We start from the raw sequence: 17,805 nt of genomic DNA, 5'->3' as shown, positions 1-17,805 counted from the left end.
AGAAAAGCCAATCGATCAATCTCGATTAGCTTTTTAACATTTTATTCAGTTACATTTTGCTTACCTTTAAACTTATCGAATAGCTTTAATAAACCAACGAACCCTCTGATCGTAAATAAAGTAAAATTAACACTAGCAAAAGTATGGAACGGTGACCATTTATTCCATTTAAATAATCTGGTGTTCTTTTCCATAAACCATTGACCAATACTCATAGGAACACTAAAAATCAAGCTTTTTAATAAAATTTTACCGAAATGATCATTGTAAGATATTTTCACCCAGATAACACTTAAAATCGGGAAAAACAATATGTCATATATAATATTTGTTTTAAAAATTTTTGGAAAAGGACGCACTGGATATTCCACTCTTTTTGTTCCTACAACATAAGCATCAACAAGAGTTGCAACTACCCCTTTCGAAAAAAGAATTAATAGGTTCTCTCTCATTTTTGTTCCTTTAAATAAAAATGGCAATGAAATAAAACATAAAGCCGTAAGTAAATTTAATAATTTCTTTTCCATAAAAAAACACCCTTCCAAAGTGTTAATAATTAACATTATTACCATTACCCAATCAGGAAATATTATCCTTCTAAAAAGTTCTAAAAATAAAAAAAGCCAATCGAGAAATTACGATTAGGCTTTAAACGAATAATTTATTGATTTGATTTCTTAATCCACTCTGCAACGGTTACAGTACGCTTTGCTTGGTGTTTTACAGCTGCTTGGATTTGCCGGCGGATAACTTCTTTCTGGACCTCTTTTGGTGACTTGTTTCTATTCACTAATTAAATCTTATAAAAATTACTTTTAATTAAAAAACCTCTAAACTGAGATATTTTGGAATAAAAATGAATCTATTACTAATAACTTCGATTGTCAATACCTTTTTCGGTTTAGATTTAAACATGGGCTCCAATACAAAAAGACTGCGTAGGAAAAGGTTCATACTGGGTCTGTTTCTTTTCTTATACAACGGCTTACCTTTTTAATATGGCGGATGGCCTCTCTTATAAATTTATTAAGGTGTCATCATTAAGTGAGTACCCCATTTTTTCTACAAATATATTTTTATTTAAGCGAATATCTATCTAATTAACAGTTTTAAAAACAAATAGAATTCAGTGAGAGAATTCTATTTGCTCATTTTGTGATGATTACCATAGAGTTATAACCATTACCGTTTACTTCCTTTTTTGTATTAACCTATCCCCACTATTTTACTTTTTTCCACCAAGATGTGGTAGGAATGGACAAATCCCCATCTACTGTTACTGTTTCGCCAATTTTAGGAGCGATCATATTTGCTCCTGATTTTTCAGACGCTTTTAATGCTCGTTCTATAGGTTCTGTCCATCCATGATAAGCAAGGGTAAAGGCTCCCCAGTGAATTAACATCATATTCTTACCATGTACATCTAAATGAGCCTGAATAGATTGTTCAGGTGTCATATGAACCCAAGACCAACGGCGATCATATTGGCCACCTTCTATTAAAGTAAGATCAAAAGGACCGTACTTCCTCCCAATTTCTTTAAAATGTGTGTTATACCCACCATCTCCACTTGTATAGAAACGTGTCTTTTCTCCAAGAATGACCCAACCACCCCAAAGAGTGGAATTTCTATTTAAAGGTCCTCTACCAGAAAAATGTTGGGAAGGAGTGAATGCTACAATTAAGCCTTGAAACTCTATTTCATCCCACCAATTTAGTTCTGTTATTTTTTCATTTTTAACTCCCCAATCAATCAAGTGAGCACCTACACCCAGAGGAACGAAGAAATGATTAACCTTGTTCTTTAGTTTTTTAATAGATGGATAATCTAAATGGTCGTAATGATCATGAGTAATAAAAACAGCATCAATCGGCGGCATTTCATCTATATGATGCAGCATATCCTCACTGTAACGTTTACTTCCTACGAAAGAAACAGGAGATGCAACTGGACCTAGCATGGGATCTACAAGCATTTTTTTATTATCGATACTAAGTAAAAAAGTAGAATGACCAAACCAAGTTAAACTATCTTCCTCACTATTGACTTTGTTCCAATCAATCTTGGAAACAGGAATTTGACCTTTAGGACTACGATCTTTAGCACCTGAAAAATTTTCCTCAATCATGGAGAAATAATCAGCCGCACTCATATTTAACTTTGTTGGTTCTGGATTGATAAACTTACCATCAACATAATTGTCCAAATGACTATATTGCTCTTTTTGTTTTTTGCTTGGGTTTCCACCGAAAGCTGGATTTATGTTGATAAATAATAAGACGAAAACTAGTAATACGACTAAAAAAAGTAAAAAATAAACCATCATCTTTTTCATAACCCCCTCCCTCTTTTTATTATGATACTGTCCGTACAACGCAGTCATCCCTTATAAAAATATTTTATTTCTTTTGCCCCTCTATGCTCGTTGTGAAAATAAGTACGTAAATTGTGGTTAGTACTTAAAATTGAGTATTTCTCAAAAGAATATTTTGATATTCTATTAGTAAAGTACAGGTGAGACTTACCCAATTTATATATATATCTTTTATAGGGGGAACGAACATATGAACGAGCAATTAAGGTTCTTAGGGGAAAGCATCATTAATAATAGACTAGAAATCGCTAAAGAGGTACATACCACCAGACTATCAGGAATACCAATTTCTGAAGAACAAAATAAGCAACTACAAAAGATTGAACAGCGGATATTAAACATTAGAGCAGAATTGATTCGAATCTTTGGACAAGCTCTAATTCATAATAATGAACAAACAACAATTGCCCTTGTAAAAGAATGGGCGGAAGAAACTGGAGCTTTTATCTTTAATTTGGGGGTACCCTTAGATGAAGCATTAAAAGATACCAGTTTTTATAGAAAATTTATTTGGAAAGCTGTAGAAGAATTTGGAGCAGCGATTGAGTTATCTACAAGTACAATTTTTAAAATAATATCGGTAGTAGACCCTTTACTTGACGACGCAATATATTACTTTAGCTTAACATATGTAAGATATTATGAAAAATCGTTATACAACGCCAAAAGTGCCCTTTTGGAATTAACAGTTCCAGTTGTTCCATTGACATCAGGAGTAGGCGTACTACCTCTGATTGGCAACATTGATACAGAAAGAGCAGCAATGTTGATGGAAAAAACGTTGGAACAGGCAAGTAAGTTAAGGTTGAAATATTTAATATTGGACGTTTCAGGAGTTCTTATTATCGATACTATGGTTGCCAACCAATTATTTAAGGTGATAAATGCCTTAGCACTAATTGGAGTGAAAACTATCATTACTGGAATACGTCCAGAGGTGGCACAAACTATTGTAAATCTAGGAATAAATTTAGAAAATATAACAATTAAATCCAACCTTCATCAAGCTTTTGAAGAAATCCAGTTGATGAAGTAAGTATGGTAAAGAGAATTGGGGCCTACGGGCCTTTTGTCTTTTTTAATAGTTTCCTGCCCAATAGTTCAATTGCAACTTCTTCTTCATCATTAGCACCCCGTTCGTATGATAAGGTTAACCAGATTTTCTGTGGGGGTATTTATTTGGGTTCTTAAAAAAGGCACCCTTTTTACAAAGGATGCCAATCTACATATGTTTGGCTTTTTTACATTCAAAAAACATACTGTCATGATCAACATTACTTATTTGCCAAATACACCTCTAGCTATAAGTTAAACATCCAAGTTTCCAAAAGACCCAAAAAACTCATAATGGATTCTTTCTTCAGGAATATCCCATTGTTTTAGTGCACGCTTTACTGCTCTCATAAAAGGCTCGGGACCACAGAAATAAAAGTCGGCTTCTTTAGAAGGAAGGGATTTCTGTAAAAAGTCAAGTGTGATATATCCTTCTTCATCGTATAATTTCGATTCCCTATCTTCATCAGTTGGTTTCTCATAAATGACAAAGGGTTTCACATGTTTATTACTTTCCGCAAGATTATTCACATGTTTTTTAAAGGCATGATACTTGCTATTAACAGCGGCATGAATCCAATAAACATCTCTTTCAGTACCTTGATTAGTCACGGTATTAAGCATACTCATTAATGGCGTCAATCCTACCCCTCCGCTAATTAATACCAACGGAAGTTTACATTCCATATCTAAATAAAAGTCTCCAGCGGGAGCAGTGATTGGAATGGTATCACCTTGGTTCATATGTTTATGTAAATACGTTGAGACCACACCAGGAGGCTGCCCTTCTCCCCTTGGATCTTCTCTCCTAACACTGATTCGATAGTAATCCAAACCAGGTCGATCTGATAAGCTATATTGACGGAGGTTGGTAAACTGTTGTTCGGGGATTTCCATCTTAACGGTAATATACTGCCCTGGTGTAAATTCGGCAATTTCCCCTCCATCTTTTGGCTTTAAATAGAAGGATATAATCACATCGCTCTCTTCTACTTTACGATCGACAACAAAATCTTTAAATCCTGCCCATCCGCCTGGTTGAGCTACGGTAACCTTATAAAGCTCATTTTCCATTCGAATAAATACATCTGCTATAACCTCATAAGCATCTGCCCATGCATCCATAATTTCATCTGTAGCCGCATCACCCAATACCTCTTTTATGGCTCCCAACAAATTCTCTCCTACAATCGGGTAATGTTCAGGTTTTATTTGTAGACTACGATGCTTTTGACCGATTCTCTCTAAAACAGGCATGATTTGACTAAAATCTTCTATATTGGCTGCAGCTCCATAGACAGCATCGGCTAAAGCTTTAGGCTGATGCCCTGTTACCTGATGGGCCATATTAAAAATGTTTTTTAATTCAGGGTGATTCGTAAACATCCTTTTATAAAAATGTTTTGTGATTGCTTCACCATGTTCCTTCACGACAGGGAGTGTGGCTTTAATAATCTCAAGCCTTTTAGGGTCTAATTCTTTTACTGTTTTAACGACTTCTTTCCATGTTTCTTTTTCTGGAACCTGTTTTTCTGTAGGTTTCAAAATCGTGACCTCCTTCAACAATGTACATTGAAAGTATGTCCTTGCTTAACTACCTTATGTAATTTAAAGATTATAAATTTATACCTTATCAAATTTACTGTTATAAAAACAAATAGAATACTCAAACCTTAGTTGAGAATTCTATTTGCATATTTTGTAATGATAACCTTTTTACTTTAATTTCCGCTTTCTCCTGGGACTTACATCATTTCTAATTAGGCAGCATGTTGAGAAACTTTGATTATTCTGCTGGTCTTAGTGGTCCGTAAAAATAAGAAGCCGTGGCTCCACCGTCAATTAGGAAATCCGAACCGGTGATGAAAGCTCCCTGTTGCATCATCAGCAGCTCAGCCACATTGGCAACCTCATCAGCTGTTCCTGGTCGTCCGGCAGGGCAACTGGCAAACATATTCTTATAGAACTCTCCTCTTGGACCATTGAACTCGTCTATAGCGAGTGGCGTAACGATAATCCCTGGAGAAATGGAATTGATACGAGCGTCTTTTTCTCCCCAGCGTATAGATTCAAACATAACACGCTTTACATTGCACCGTTTCGCCATTTGATAGGCGTGCAGCGTATCCTTGATATTTTCTGACCGAAGGACTTCCAAACTAAGGAGTTCTTCAGTTGGAGTCATTGCCAGCTGCTCGTCAATTTCAACTCCCAATTGAGGCATTCTGTATCCAGACTGACTGGATATTGTTATACCAACACCTCTTGGAGCTATAACTTTTCCCACTTCCTCCAGTAATACAGCCGTTCCGTACAAATCCACTTTCAAAATGGTTTCAATAGGTGCCTGACTTGGTGATACGCCGGCAGCATTAATAAGAGTAGTGATTTCACCATACTTCTGACCTTCTGCAATCAAATTTAAAATAGATTCTCTGGAAGAAATGTCCGTTTCGACATGGACCACATCAAATCCTGCTTCTTCCATAATTTTTGCAATCGCTTTGGCATTATCTTGATTTTTATCACCAACAATAATTTTCTTACCAAAACCGATTCTTCTAGCGATCGCCATGCCAATCTGTCCAGCACCTGTCCAAAGTACAACATCTTTCATTATATTTCCTCCCTATTTTTATTCTAGGATCAAGTTACTTTTAAAATTGTCTTACCGTTCCTGTGATGTTGGACGGATGATCATTTCATTTATTGCTACATCAGCTGGCTGTTCAATAGCAAAAGCAATGGTACGGGCTATTGAACTAGCATCAATCGCACCTTCATAAATTTTATCGATACCTGGTTTTAGATCCATATCTGTAATAGAATTGGTTAATTCAGTCGCTACTGCCCCTGGTGAGATAATGGTGGAACGAATATTGTTCCCTGCCTCTTCTTTACGAAGACCTTCCGAAATCGCACGTACAGCATGCTTCGTTCCAGCATAGACAGTACTACCAGCTCCTACAACGTGTCCTGCTACAGAAGAAACGTTAATAATATGACCTGATTTTTGTTCTCTCATTGTAGGAAGTACAGCACCGATACCATAAAGTACACCTTTGATGTTTACATCGATCATCTTGTTCCAATCATCCACTTTTTTCTTATAAAGAAATGAATGTGGCATGACTCCTGCATTGTTTACTAATACATCAATTTTCCCAAACTCTTTAAGTGCCAATTCGGCCAGTTCTTCCATTTGTTCATGAGAAGTCACATCTGTTACCTTATAAACAGCTTGCCCGCCATTAGTTTGAATCGCTTCTTGCAATTTATTTAATCGGTCTTCACGGCGAGCTGCTAGAACCAATTTTGCCCCTTTAGATGCAAGTTCCCTTGCAGTAGCCTCGCCAATTCCACTAGAAGCACCAGTAATGATAACAACTTTTTCTTGAATATTAGACATATTACATACCATCCTTTCAACAAAAAAAATAAATATTAATACATTAATGAACTCACGTCTATTATTATAAAATGATATAGGATACTTACAATTGTTAAATTACCGCATTTTGTTAATTAATGAACAAAGCAATTGAATAAATGATTTACCCCTATCGTGTACTATATACTTACAATCATTAAAACTTTAACAAATTCGAGAGGGTGATAAGATTAAAGAGCTTATTTTACAATTTATTGTGCCATCTTTTTTAATAAAACACGGGTTTGTCCCCTTCCGTATTTGGTTTGCTAACACCCCAGCTGCGACGAACACCCCATTCTGGGGATTCGGCTATTTGGACGACCAAGGCGGCAATACTTTTACGGGAAATCTCTGTTCCCAAAAGCGGTTCACCCTTTTCCGTTAGTTCGTAGTCCACTTCGTTTTTGTTTGTAAACCACGTACATCTTAAAATAGTGTAATCAATATCCGAGGCTTCTAGAATATTGGCGGCTTTTCTCCAATATTCCATTCCTCTGCCAACCATATATTTGTTCCATTCCCCGAACTTACCAGGTACTTCGTCGTAAATCCCTAGGATATTAATAAAAATTCCCCTTTTAACACCAGTGGCGTGCATGGCATCGATTATGTTTTGAGTTTTTTGAACAATATCTGAGCCACCAATGTTAGCATAGACAACATCTTGTCCATCCATCGCTTCTTTCAACGTAGCAACATCGTTTATGTCCCCTTCAATGACACGTTCCCGACCTAGATCAACGATTTTTAGTCTTCTTGAGTTACGTAGATAAAGTGTCAACTGAGCATCAGTTTCCTTTAGAAATAAATTAATAGCAATACGTGCAACTTGGCCATTTGCACCTAGGATTAAAACATTAGTCAACATAAACCCTCCTCCATTTATTTTTTTAAAGTGTTAAAAATAGAAAACAATCAAAACTGCTTTTAGAAAAAAATTAACGACTGGTCAGTCCTTTTTTGTTAACAATTTAAATAATTAAATATTGATTCATTAATGAACAACTGTATATAATTATAAACGGATATAGGATGCTTACAATTGTTAATTCAACTCAATATGACTAGTAATGAACAAATCAAGTAAATTTGTTCATTATCTTTTAAGAAAGTTTGGTGAACCGTAAAATGCCTAAAGTAGATAGAAGAATAGCCAAAAGCCAAGAAGCCATAAAAAAAGCCTTGATTGAGCAAATGGCTGAAAAAAATTTCGATGACATTACCATTCAGGACATTTCCGATCACGCAAATGTTAGCCGAGGAACCATCTATCTTCATTACATGGATAAGTTTGATCTGCTGGATAAGCTCATTGAAGAACATATTAACAAAATGGGGGAAATCTGCGAAGCAACCTCCGCAGCAGAATATACAGAAGCGAATCTGCCTTGGTTTGAATACCTTAAAAGTCATTATTTATTCTTTTCAACGATGTTAAAGAGTAAGGGAGCTCCTTCATTTCGTAGTCAGTTCCATGAGTTTCTTATCGAAGAGTTTAAGGATGAGGTTGATACATCACAAGGAAAGAACGATGACTTAAATGATGATGTTCTACTTCAATTTATTGTCACTTCATATGTTGGGATTGTGGAATGGTGGATCACCAATGGGATGCCTCATCCACCTCAAGTCATGGCAGAACAGGTGGGAATTTTGTTAGAGAGGAATCTATAATAAGCATGGAGTGATTCCTCCTAAAAAATGACTATATCGAGTTTTTTATAAAAGAAAAACCTAAATCACAAAATAGGAGACTTCAAAAGCCTCTCTTATTTAGTGATTTAGGTTTTGTCTGAATGACCAGTAACAATCCATTTGGTTTTGCCTGTGTCCACTATAATTATAAACAGAAACAAAATACATGCAATTGTCAAATAATCTTGATTCGTGCAAAAATGTACAAATCCCTTAAATTTGTTAATTATCTTTCAACTAAGCTTATTTTGATTAGAAATGTGTTTCGTCAATATCGAGTTTGGTTAAAGCTAGATTTAGGCGATCTAATTCTTCTATTGTTAATACTATATCGGCACCGCCTAAGTTTTCTTCTAATCTGTGTAATTTTGTAGTACCTGGGATTGGAATAATAAATGGTTTTTGAGCTATTTCCCATGCTAATACAACTTGAGCAGATGTTGCATTTTTGCTTTCAGCAACTTCTGCAATTAAATTTAATAACGCTTTGTTATGGTCAATGACTTCAGGTTTGAATCTACCCATGAAACTTCTAAAGTCGCCTTCTTCATACGTTGTATCTTTTGTATATTTTCCGCTTAGGAAGCCATTTCCTAATGGACTGTACGCAACAAAAGAAATCCCTAACTCTTCACAAATCTCAAATAATTCTTTTTCAGGTTCCCGCCACATCATGGAGTATTGATTTTCAATGGCAGCAATCGGACAGACACCATGTGCACGTTTCATATAATCAATAGGTGCATTCGATAATCCCCATGCTTTAATTTTTCCTTCAGCCATTAATTCTTTCATCGTTTCTGCAACAGTTTCTGGTTCTACATTTGGGTCAATACGATGTTGATAATACAAATCAATGCAATCTACTTTCAATCTTTTTAAGGAACCCTCTATTTGTTCTCTAATGGATTCTGGTGTGCTATTTAAAATATGTTGCAGATGGTCGTTTACAATTTCTGTTCCAGTAATTCCAAATTTAGTCGCAATCACAACCTGATCTCTTACTGGTGCAAGTGCTTCGCCCAGTAATTCTTCATTGGATTCTCCATAAACAACAGCCGTATCAAAGAAATTACAGCCCAGTTCAACAGCTCTACGAATTAATTTGACCATTTCATCACGGTCAGCAGGCTTTCCATATGCATGGTCCATTCCCATGCAGCCTAAACCAATCGCAGATACATTTAAACCACTGTTCCCTAATGCTCTCATTTTCATTTGTCTCAACTCCTAAAGAGGTATTTCCTGCATGTATCCTATCCTAGATGTACTTAAGCAAAAAGGAAGCAATAGTAGCTCCCATTTTTGCTTAAGCCTTTATTGTTTATCTGACTAGTCCTGTTATCATTTCAACCGTTTCAGGAGCGTAATGCGAGAAGAATAAACTTTGTTCTTGATCTAGTTTCGCAATTTTATCCATGTCTTCGTTTGATAAAGCAAAATCAAAGACATCAAAATTTTGAACCATTCGTTCTTTTGTTACCGTTTTAGGAATGACAACAACATTCCGTTGAATGAGATAACGTAGGGCCACTTGAGCAACCGTTTTACCGTATTGATCACCAATCTCTATTAGAGTTGCATTGGTAAAGAAGTCATTTCTTCCTTCTGCAAAAGGTCCCCAAGATTCAATTTGAGTGCCGTATTTTTCCATTATTTTTTGGGCTTGTTTTTGTTGGTTAAATACATGTGTCTCGACCTGGTTCACCATTGGAGGGATTTCACTAAACTTAGCAATATCAATGAAACGGTCAGGGTAGAAATTACTTACACCAATTGCTTTGATTTTTCCCGCCTTATAATACTCTTCCATCGCACGATAAGTACCATAGTAATCATTAAATGGTTGATGAATTAATAGTAAATCAATGTAGTCTGTTTGCAACTTTCGTAAAGACTCTTCTATTGATGCTTTAGCTTTCTCGTAGCCAGCATTGGAAATCCAAACTTTGGTTGTAATGAAGAATTCCGCGCGGGGTATACCACTTTTACGGAACGCATTTCCTACAGCTTCTTCATTCCCATAAGCTTGAGCAGTATCGATCGAACGATACCCCACTTCAATTGCTTCACTTACGACACGTTCACATTCTTCAAGCTCAGGAATTTGATACACTCCAAAACCTAAAATTGGCATCTTAATTCCATTAGATAAAGTAACAGTTTCCACGTAAATTCCTCCTTACAAATATACCCTTTGATGCATTGCTAACATATGTGTATAATTTTAATCCATAACTGAGATGTTACAATGGTTAAATGAGTACGATTTGTTTATTAATTCACAAATCCAATAAATTCGTGTAATAAATTCTTTATAGTTAATTACTTGTTGCTATTGCATTTACTGGACACCAATTCTCTCCACGTTTCTCAAAATGCATTTTCATTTTCATACCCCAAGTAGTTCTAAAACCATAAATTCTAGCGTCAAGTTTGGTATCACAAATAAGAGTAGCCGTATTACCTTCTATTGTAATTTTTGTTTTTTGCGGCATGGTTTTGTAGTATTTCATTTGTTCATTATCTATTTGTTCAAGCCATTCTCGCTTAGGTTGATGATAGCCAGTCATGTGTACTAACATATAATTGTCATCAAGGATGTTATCCAAGCTTTGTATGTCTTTATTAACCATTGCATGATCAATCTGTTGATAAACTGCTAGGATTTTTTGTTTATCTTCGCTCATATCTGTACTTTCAACCTCCTTTTAACCTACTTATTCAGGTTTATTTACACCCAAGCTGCTACGAACTTCCAATCCTGGCGTTACAGCCAATTTAACAATCAAATCTGCAATACTTTTTCGTGATACATCATGCCCTTTAAATGGCTCTCCTTTTTGAGTTGTCTCATAGTCAATCTCATCTTTATTGGTAAACCATCCAGGTCTCAAAATCGTATAGTCAAGGTCTGAGGCTTCAATGACCGCAGCTGATTTTCGATATGGATTTAAGATGCTACCATGACTTTCTCCTGGGACTTCATTATATATGCCCATGGAACTAACCCAAATGAGACGTTTAACATCTGTATCGTCCATTGCATCCACAATTGTTTTTGCCATTTGTTCCAGATTACCTGCAAGATTGGCATAGACCACATCCTGTCCAATCATCGCCTCTTTTAGTTTTTCAAGGTCCATAACATCACCTTCAATTACTCGGACACGATTTGTATCAACGTTTCTTAGTCTTCGTGAGTTACGTAAATAAAGCGTCAACTGTGCATCAGTTTCTTTAAGGAATAGATCAATAGCTACACGAGCAAGTGAACCGTTTGCGCCAATGATTAAAACATTCGTCACATTAAAACTTCCTCTCATTTTATTATTTGGGAACCCCCAAGCAATCGATTCAGTTTCCTTTAGGATTCCCTTTTTGAACCAGTTTCTGTTTAAGTTAGATTCCGAATATAAACAAATTAGCTTTGTAATGTTCGTTTGTCATTAATCGAAAAGTGAGAAATACGAGTTTTGATTAACCAAGTTCCGTTTTGACGCACATACTCATCGTCATATCGAATACTGCTATCGGTGATGACTTCTTTCCCATCTTCTTCGCTCACTAATTTAACTTGGCAGTAAGCAATACCTGTTGCAGTATCGCCATCAAGTTTCACAACTTGTTGTCCGTTCATATGAAATGAACGTTTAACATTAGCTGTGAAACTTGTGAATACTTCTTCCAGTTGTTTTGTTCCTGAAATATCAAACAATAAATTATCACCCATATACACTTGAACTTTGGTATCAGGTGTAAATAAAGGCATTTGACCTGAAATATTTTTTTCATCGGCCAAATTTGAGAATGTATCTACTAATTCTTTTAATTCTGATTTTGCTTGTAAAATTTCTAATGACATGGAATTTCCTCCTTATTTTTAATTTCTGTTCCTGTGATTTCTAGCGAGTTAAGAACAGAAAGTTGTTTCTTATTCCTCATCTGGATGCCATTAATAATTCACATTGATGAATTATGTGACATCTGTATATAATTATAAACAGAATCAAAATGCCTACAATTGTCAATTAACCTTGATTCGTGAAATAATGCACAAATCGATTAAAATTGTTCATAATCTTTTAGAAAGTTTGGTGACTACTAATGTCTAAGGTGGATAGGAGAATACTCAAATCTCAAGAAGCGATAAAAAAAGCAGTTATTGAACTGATGTCTGAAAAAAATTTTGATCAGATTACCATACAAGAAATTTCCGACAGAGCAAATGTCAGTCGAAGAACCATCTACCTTCATTACCTGGATAAATTTGATTTGCTGGATAAACTTATTGAAGAACATATCAACGAACTAAAGGATTTGGCCGAATCCGCATCTGATATGGATTTTATCGATGGGAATCTGATCTGGTTTGAATACTTTGAAAATCATTATTTATTCTTCTCAACCATGTTAGCCAGTAAAGGAGCCCCTTCTTTCCGTAGGCAGTTCCTTGAATTTGTGATCGAAGGTTTAAAGGGAGAAATAAATGGAACAGAAGGAAAAAATCACGGTATAAATGAAGAGATAGTTCTACGATTTATTGCAGGTGCTTATGTGGAATTAGTGGAATGGTGGTTTATGAATGGAATGCCTTATACGTCTCAAATGATGGCGGAACAAGTGGGTATTTTAATAGAGAGAATTGTATAGTTTAAAAATTCCAATCACATAAAAAACCCTAATCTCCTACTTTAGTTAGGAAATAAGGGTTTTTGCTTTTAAAAAAGCTATTATTGAAACAATATTACTTAGAACTTAACGCACCAACCACATGATGTGGAACATATGGTTCTTCTAAATACGCAACTTCTTCATTGGTTAACTTAACTGATAGAGCACCCAAGGAATCTTCAAGGTGAGAAATTTTAGTAGCACCGATAATAGGAGCTGTGACTGGTTCTTTCTGAAGCAACCAGGCAAGTGCAATTTGTGCTCTAAGTACACCATGTTTTTTCGCCAATTCCGCAACTCGCTCTACAACAAGACGGTCATTATTTTCAGTGGCACCGTATTTAGATTTCTGAGTTGCATCTGTTTCAGAACGAAGAGTGTCTTCCGACCAATCACGGGTTAATCTGCCTGATGCTAAAGGACTGTACGGAATTACCCCAATTTTTTCTTCCTTACATAATGGCAGCATCTCCCGTTCCTCTTCCCGGTATATGAGGTTCAGGTGATTCTGCATCGAAACAAATCTGGTCCACCCATTTTTCTCAGCCACATGGTTCGCCTTCAAAAACTGCCATGCATACATCGCAGAAGCACCGATGTATCTTACCTTACCAGCCTTTACTAGATCATGAAGTGCTTCCATCGTCTCTTCAATTGGGGTATTGTAATCCCAGCGATGAATTTGATACAGATCCACATAATCCGTTCCAAGACGTTTCAGACTCTTATCAATTTCTCTCATAATATGTTTTCGGGATAAACCTATACTGTTCGGGCCTTTGCTATTTAAGTCTTTGCCCAATGGAAAATAAACCTTAGTTGCAAGAACAATTTCATCTCGATTGGCAAAATCTTTAAGGGCACGTCCGAGAAATTCTTCACTCGTTCCATCCGAGTAAGTGTTCGCAGTATCAAAAAAATTGATTCCTAACTCAAGAGCTTTTTTAATAACTGTACGGCTGCTTTCTTCATCAATTACCCACGGATGCATCCAGCGTTCCTTTTCTCCAAAACCCATACAGCCAAGGCAAAGTCTAGATACATCCAATCCTGTATTTCCAAGTTTCGTATATTTCATTTACATTCCCCTCTTTGCAGAAATTTTTAATCTTCAATTATAAGTATAAAAATATTTGCGAGACTTACAATTGTTAAATAGTTATTATTTGTTAATTAATGAACAGATGGAATAAAATTGTTTATTAACTTTAAAAATTGATGGCGAGTAAGTGGAATAGCGGACGATGCCTATTTGAAACAATAAAACAGCCAGTGTATATAACCTGGCTGTTTTATTCAATCTCCTAGTGATCCTCAATAAACTGATTAACATGTACGAAATCTACTTCGTTCCTTACTAATTAAAGTTCCATTACTTTTTCTGAAAAATTCATTTGTTTTTTAGGCCTATTGGAGAATAGAGTTGCTCCGCCAAAATCCTTAGATTTTAACATGGGCTTAACTTTAAAAAGCCTAATTAGTTTGATGTAGCACATATCCCCTCTGATTCCTCCCCTATTTATAAATAAAGTTGTACATACTAGGCAACTTGTCCATTCCATAACACATATTTAGAATAAACTACTAAAAAGAAATTGGAACTAATCTTTCTGCGCTTGGCTGCATTACTTTTTAAAAAAGACCTAAATGTTAAAAGGGGTTTTCGAAATGAAAAAAAGTTCATCAAATACCTTTGATTATATAGTGGTTGGAACTGGTCCTGCGGGTGCCGTTTTAGCAAAAACACTCACAGATGATAAAAAAACTTCAGTCCTTGTTCTAGAGGCAGGAGAAAATAATGATAAGGATAAGTCAATTAGTGATTCTAGATATGCTCCTGAACTTGAGGAACAATTTTTCGCAAAATATTTCTGGCAAGGAGAAGGTGTACCTCAACTAGGAGTAGATAACAGAAGCTTTGAATGGACAACAGGTCGGCTTTCAGGCGGTGGATCTTCGATAAACGGAGAACAATATGTTAGACCCACACCCTCTGTATTAAGAGATTGGGAAATGCTTTTAGGTCCACTGTGGTCACCTGAACAAGCCATACAAACCTTTAAAAAGTTAGAAAATTTTCACGGAAAAACAAAGAGCCCAGAAATTCACGGTTATAACGGGCGTTTGAATATCAGGCAAGCCCCACAAAATCCTCCTAAGATGACAAAAAAACTAGTTTCCGCCATGGAACAGGCAACAGGATTTAATAAGATACTTGATTATAATGACCCTCTAACCCCTATTGGCCCTTTTACTAGATGGCAACTATTTCAAAAAAACAATGGAAAACGTGAGAGCTCATCGACTGCATTTTTGTCATCAGACATTATGACGCCTGACGGGTTTGGTGTGAATGGGCGTAAATTACAAGTTTTATATAAGACAACTGCACTTCGTATATTATTTGATGGTAGAACTGCCATTGGTATGGAATTTCTAATGGAAGGAAAAAAAATAAGAGCATTCGCTCGAAAAAAAGTGATAATCTCAGCGGGGATAAACAGTGCCCAACTTTTAATGTTATCTGGAATTGGGCCTGCGAATGACCTTACAAATGTGGGTATTCCAGTTATTTTTGATAATCCGAATGTAGGAGAATTTTTAACTAATCACACGTTAAATACTGCTACCTTTACGGTTAACAAAAGAGACGTTACGGAGCTGCAAAACGATCCCTTCTCCCTTTATACGGGTGGTGCCTTTTTACCTAATCCACTCAGTGGAAATACTAATCGTCGTGGTGTGCAATTAGTAGGAATATTTTCAGAAGAAAACTTAACTATTGCTATTCTATTCTTACAACCTAGAAGTCGGGGAAGAATTGAGATTCAAAGTAATGATCCTTTAAAAATTGTACTAGCAGATGAAGGTTTTCTCGATAACGAATATGACATGGAAGCAGTCAAATCAATCTATAAAACGTATATTAAGGATATTGCGGAGAGTCTTTCCAGTATAGATCCGAATTACAAGCTGATTCATCCAACCCCAGAAATGATTGAAAAAGATGATGAACTTGAAGAGTTTATTAAAGAGAATTTCGGTCATAACCATCATCAACAAAGTTCATTACGAATGGCTCCCCTTCATCAAGGCGGGGTAGTAGATCGTTTTGGAAATGTACACGGAGTGGATAATTTAATGGTTGCCGATGCCTCTATAATTCCATTTACAGTGGATGGAAACACGTCAGCAGCTGCTTACCTAATTGGATATACCATAGCCCAGCACCTTATTCAGTAAAAAATGATTCAAGGATAATTTAAGCGAAAGAAGTTGGTTTGTTATAATAATTCAAAGCCATTTATGATTTAGTTATATCATAAATGGCTTTATTAATTAGAGAATGGAAATTGAAGATACGTTATCTTATTCTTATTTTTTATTCTCTTTATTGATCCAAAAAAGAAGCCAGTTGTGATTACTTTAAGAAGTATCACAACTGGCATTCTCTTTAGAATAGTCCTGCTTCCCTTGCGGCAGAAATACTATTTCTAGCAAACTCTTCCGCAGACATGCCGACATTCTCCCAATGGATATACATTAAACGTGGATTTTCAAACAGCCAATGGTTATGAAAGGCCGTTACAATAAGGCCTCTCTTCCGTAATGCAGCAATAAATCGATTTAGTTCTTTTTGGAGAACAACCGATTCACCAAGATTTAGACCATTATTTTCAAAGGATAACATAAACGGAAGTGCCAGCGGTGAACGTGTGCGGCGACCTAAAATAGTAGCATTAATATCGCGAAGGCGCATTACAGTACACACTGGTGCTGCTGCAATAACTTCTCCGCCAATAATATCTGCCAATCGTTGGCATTTTGAAGCAGTTATTTCCCTAACCTCACCACGATTAGTGCTTGTCATTCGTTCACTTGACTCATGTCCTCTAAAGTTTGAACTAGATTCAAATCCGAAATGATGCCCAGTTGTTCTGGAGCTGGATTCAAATTCTACTTCCCTTTGATCTCTCCCGAAAGAGCTTGTCTCGGTAACACCATTAACATATCTAAACCAATTTTCAAAAACGTCTCGTCTTGCCATTAAAATCACCTCCTTCACTCATACCTAAAAAACCATAAATTTAGAATAGACCTGCTTCTTTTGCGGCTTCAAAACTATTTCTAGCAAACTCAAACGGATCCCCAACGTTCTCCCAATGCATATACATTAACCGTGGTTTTTCAAACAGCCAGTGGTTATGGAAAGCAGTTACGATAAGGCCTCTTCTTTGTAATGCAGACATTAGAGCATTAGCTTCTTTTTGAAGGAGTACAGTTTCCCCAAGGTTAAGGGTTCTTCCTCTTACATTGTCTTCAAAGGATAGAGCAAATGGAAGGGCCAATGGAGATTCTGTGCGGCGGCCTAAAATCGTAGCATTAATATTTCGCAGGCGCTGAACGACGCATGCTGGGGTTGATGCGATGACCACACCGCCGATAATATCGGCTAATTGTTGGCATGTTGAAGTGTTGACTCCTCCAACAGAATTACGGCTACTATTTCTACTTGCAGGATGCCATACACGACTTGATCCCATTTCATGATGAAAATCATTTGTTCCCAATTCA

18 protein-coding genes and 1 pseudogene are annotated in these 17,805 nt (G+C 36.2%); 4 read left to right on the top strand and 15 right to left on the bottom strand.

Annotated features, from left to right (window positions below):
- Positions 1–41 precede the first annotated feature (41 nt).
- From L1999_RS15150 to L1999_RS15145, 3 genes and pseudogenes are all read right to left on the bottom strand, one after another.
- Positions 42–527 (bottom strand): CBO0543 family protein, encoded by a 486-nt coding sequence (locus L1999_RS15150; RefSeq protein WP_235739318.1) that lies wholly within the window; start codon positions 525–527, stop codon positions 42–44.
- 134 nt (positions 528–661) lie between these two features.
- Positions 662–736, bottom strand: a pseudogene (locus L1999_RS29775) (NAD(P)H:quinone oxidoreductase, type IV); the annotation flags it as partial.
- Positions 737–1,220: 484 nt separating this feature from the next.
- On the bottom strand, positions 1,221–2,336 hold the full coding sequence (locus L1999_RS15145) for an MBL fold metallo-hydrolase (protein ID WP_430539965.1): 1,116 nt from the start codon (positions 2,334–2,336) through the stop codon (positions 1,221–1,223).
- 229 nt (positions 2,337–2,565) lie between these two features.
- On the opposite strand from L1999_RS15145, the gene L1999_RS15140 reads away from it, so the two are divergent.
- Entirely contained in the window at positions 2,566–3,411 is an 846-nt protein-coding gene (locus tag L1999_RS15140; protein WP_235739317.1) for an STAS domain-containing protein, read from the top strand.
- A 272-nt stretch (positions 3,412–3,683) separates the two neighbouring features.
- On the opposite strand, the gene hmpA is transcribed toward L1999_RS15140, so the two are convergent.
- From hmpA to L1999_RS15120, 4 genes are all read right to left on the bottom strand, one after another.
- Entirely contained in the window at positions 3,684–4,973 is a 1,290-nt protein-coding gene (gene hmpA, locus L1999_RS15135) for an NO-inducible flavohemoprotein (protein WP_275676904.1), read from the bottom strand.
- A 241-nt stretch (positions 4,974–5,214) separates the two neighbouring features.
- A complete protein-coding gene (locus tag L1999_RS15130; RefSeq protein WP_235739316.1) occupies positions 5,215–6,045 on the bottom strand; it encodes an SDR family oxidoreductase in 831 nt (276 codons plus the stop codon).
- Between the two features lie 51 nt (positions 6,046–6,096).
- Complete coding sequence (locus L1999_RS15125) at positions 6,097–6,837, bottom strand: SDR family oxidoreductase (RefSeq protein WP_235739315.1); 741 nt, start codon at positions 6,835–6,837, stop codon at positions 6,097–6,099.
- Between the two features lie 250 nt (positions 6,838–7,087).
- Positions 7,088–7,729, bottom strand: coding sequence for an SDR family oxidoreductase (locus tag L1999_RS15120; RefSeq protein WP_235739314.1), 642 nt, complete (start codon positions 7,727–7,729; stop codon positions 7,088–7,090).
- A 260-nt stretch (positions 7,730–7,989) separates the two neighbouring features.
- On the opposite strand from L1999_RS15120, the gene L1999_RS15115 reads away from it, so the two are divergent.
- Positions 7,990–8,535 carry a TetR/AcrR family transcriptional regulator gene (locus tag L1999_RS15115; protein ID WP_235739313.1) on the top strand — a complete coding sequence of 182 codons (546 nt, stop codon included), beginning with the start codon at positions 7,990–7,992 and terminating at the stop codon, positions 8,533–8,535.
- A gap of 273 nt (positions 8,536–8,808) precedes the next feature.
- Here the strand turns inward: L1999_RS15115 and L1999_RS15110 are convergent, their stop codons facing one another.
- The 5 genes from L1999_RS15110 to L1999_RS15090 all read right to left on the bottom strand — a co-directional run bounded on the left by L1999_RS15110 (position 8,809) and on the right by L1999_RS15090 (position 12,421).
- Positions 8,809–9,774: an aldo/keto reductase gene (locus L1999_RS15110; protein ID WP_235739312.1), complete on the bottom strand. Its 966-nt coding sequence runs from the start codon at positions 9,772–9,774 to the stop codon at positions 8,809–8,811.
- Between the two features lie 106 nt (positions 9,775–9,880).
- Positions 9,881–10,726 (bottom strand): aldo/keto reductase, encoded by an 846-nt coding sequence (locus L1999_RS15105; RefSeq protein WP_235739311.1) that lies wholly within the window; start codon positions 10,724–10,726, stop codon positions 9,881–9,883.
- A 151-nt stretch (positions 10,727–10,877) separates the two neighbouring features.
- On the bottom strand, positions 10,878–11,246 hold the full coding sequence (locus tag L1999_RS15100) for a nuclear transport factor 2 family protein (RefSeq protein WP_235739310.1): 369 nt from the start codon (positions 11,244–11,246) through the stop codon (positions 10,878–10,880).
- A 30-nt stretch (positions 11,247–11,276) separates the two neighbouring features.
- Complete coding sequence (locus tag L1999_RS15095) at positions 11,277–11,864, bottom strand: SDR family oxidoreductase (protein ID WP_235739309.1); 588 nt, start codon at positions 11,862–11,864, stop codon at positions 11,277–11,279.
- A gap of 116 nt (positions 11,865–11,980) precedes the next feature.
- Positions 11,981–12,421 (bottom strand): nuclear transport factor 2 family protein, encoded by a 441-nt coding sequence (locus L1999_RS15090; RefSeq protein WP_235739308.1) that lies wholly within the window; start codon positions 12,419–12,421, stop codon positions 11,981–11,983.
- A 242-nt stretch (positions 12,422–12,663) separates the two neighbouring features.
- Between L1999_RS15090 and L1999_RS15085 the strand changes: the two genes are divergently transcribed.
- Entirely contained in the window at positions 12,664–13,209 is a 546-nt protein-coding gene (locus L1999_RS15085) for a TetR/AcrR family transcriptional regulator (protein ID WP_235739307.1), read from the top strand.
- A 94-nt stretch (positions 13,210–13,303) separates the two neighbouring features.
- On the opposite strand, the gene L1999_RS15080 is transcribed toward L1999_RS15085, so the two are convergent.
- Positions 13,304–14,308 (bottom strand): aldo/keto reductase, encoded by a 1,005-nt coding sequence (locus tag L1999_RS15080; protein ID WP_235739306.1) that lies wholly within the window; start codon positions 14,306–14,308, stop codon positions 13,304–13,306.
- Between the two features lie 590 nt (positions 14,309–14,898).
- Here L1999_RS15080 and L1999_RS15075 point away from each other — a divergent pair.
- On the top strand, positions 14,899–16,473 hold the full coding sequence (locus L1999_RS15075) for a GMC family oxidoreductase (protein WP_235739305.1): 1,575 nt from the start codon (positions 14,899–14,901) through the stop codon (positions 16,471–16,473).
- Positions 16,474–16,684: 211 nt separating this feature from the next.
- Here L1999_RS15075 and L1999_RS15070 read toward each other — a convergent pair whose 3' ends face one another.
- Complete coding sequence (locus tag L1999_RS15070) at positions 16,685–17,278, bottom strand: DUF1259 domain-containing protein (protein ID WP_235739304.1); 594 nt, start codon at positions 17,276–17,278, stop codon at positions 16,685–16,687.
- A 40-nt stretch (positions 17,279–17,318) separates the two neighbouring features.
- Complete coding sequence (locus L1999_RS15065) at positions 17,319–17,801, bottom strand: DUF1259 domain-containing protein (RefSeq protein WP_235739303.1); 483 nt, start codon at positions 17,799–17,801, stop codon at positions 17,319–17,321.
- Positions 17,802–17,805 lie beyond the last annotated feature (4 nt).

It is taken from the genome of Neobacillus drentensis, assembly GCF_021560175.1.
GTDB lineage: Bacteria > Bacillota > Bacilli > Bacillales > Cytobacillaceae > Neobacillus > Neobacillus drentensis_A.
Note: the sequence above shows the minus strand (reverse complement) of the source record. Positions and strands in the feature narration are given on the sequence as shown.

What these genes read in the sequence shown, in the direction of transcription:
- L1999_RS15150 (WP_235739318.1), bottom strand. Translation starts at nt 527, where the DNA reads ATGGAAAAGAAATTATTAAATTTACTTACGGCTTTATGTTTTATTTCA.
- L1999_RS15145 (WP_430539965.1), bottom strand. Translation starts at nt 2,336, where the DNA reads ATGAAAAAGATGATGGTTTATTTTTTACTTTTTTTAGTCGTATTACTA.
- L1999_RS15140 (WP_235739317.1), top strand. Translation starts at nt 2,566, where the DNA reads ATGAACGAGCAATTAAGGTTCTTAGGGGAAAGCATCATTAATAATAGA.
- L1999_RS15130 (WP_235739316.1), bottom strand. Translation starts at nt 6,045, where the DNA reads ATGAAAGATGTTGTACTTTGGACAGGTGCTGGACAGATTGGCATGGCG.
- L1999_RS15125 (WP_235739315.1), bottom strand. Translation starts at nt 6,837, where the DNA reads ATGTCTAATATTCAAGAAAAAGTTGTTATCATTACTGGTGCTTCTAGT.
- L1999_RS15120 (WP_235739314.1), bottom strand. Translation starts at nt 7,729, where the DNA reads ATGTTGACTAATGTTTTAATCCTAGGTGCAAATGGCCAAGTTGCACGT.
- L1999_RS15115 (WP_235739313.1), top strand. Translation starts at nt 7,990, where the DNA reads ATGCCTAAAGTAGATAGAAGAATAGCCAAAAGCCAAGAAGCCATAAAA.
- L1999_RS15110 (WP_235739312.1), bottom strand. Translation starts at nt 9,774, where the DNA reads ATGAAAATGAGAGCATTAGGGAACAGTGGTTTAAATGTATCTGCGATT.
- L1999_RS15100 (WP_235739310.1), bottom strand. Translation starts at nt 11,246, where the DNA reads ATGAGCGAAGATAAACAAAAAATCCTAGCAGTTTATCAACAGATTGAT.
- L1999_RS15090 (WP_235739308.1), bottom strand. Translation starts at nt 12,421, where the DNA reads ATGTCATTAGAAATTTTACAAGCAAAATCAGAATTAAAAGAATTAGTA.
- L1999_RS15085 (WP_235739307.1), top strand. Translation starts at nt 12,664, where the DNA reads ATGTCTAAGGTGGATAGGAGAATACTCAAATCTCAAGAAGCGATAAAA.
- L1999_RS15080 (WP_235739306.1), bottom strand. Translation starts at nt 14,308, where the DNA reads ATGAAATATACGAAACTTGGAAATACAGGATTGGATGTATCTAGACTT.
- L1999_RS15075 (WP_235739305.1), top strand. Translation starts at nt 14,899, where the DNA reads ATGAAAAAAAGTTCATCAAATACCTTTGATTATATAGTGGTTGGAACT.
- L1999_RS15070 (WP_235739304.1), bottom strand. Translation starts at nt 17,278, where the DNA reads ATGGCAAGACGAGACGTTTTTGAAAATTGGTTTAGATATGTTAATGGT.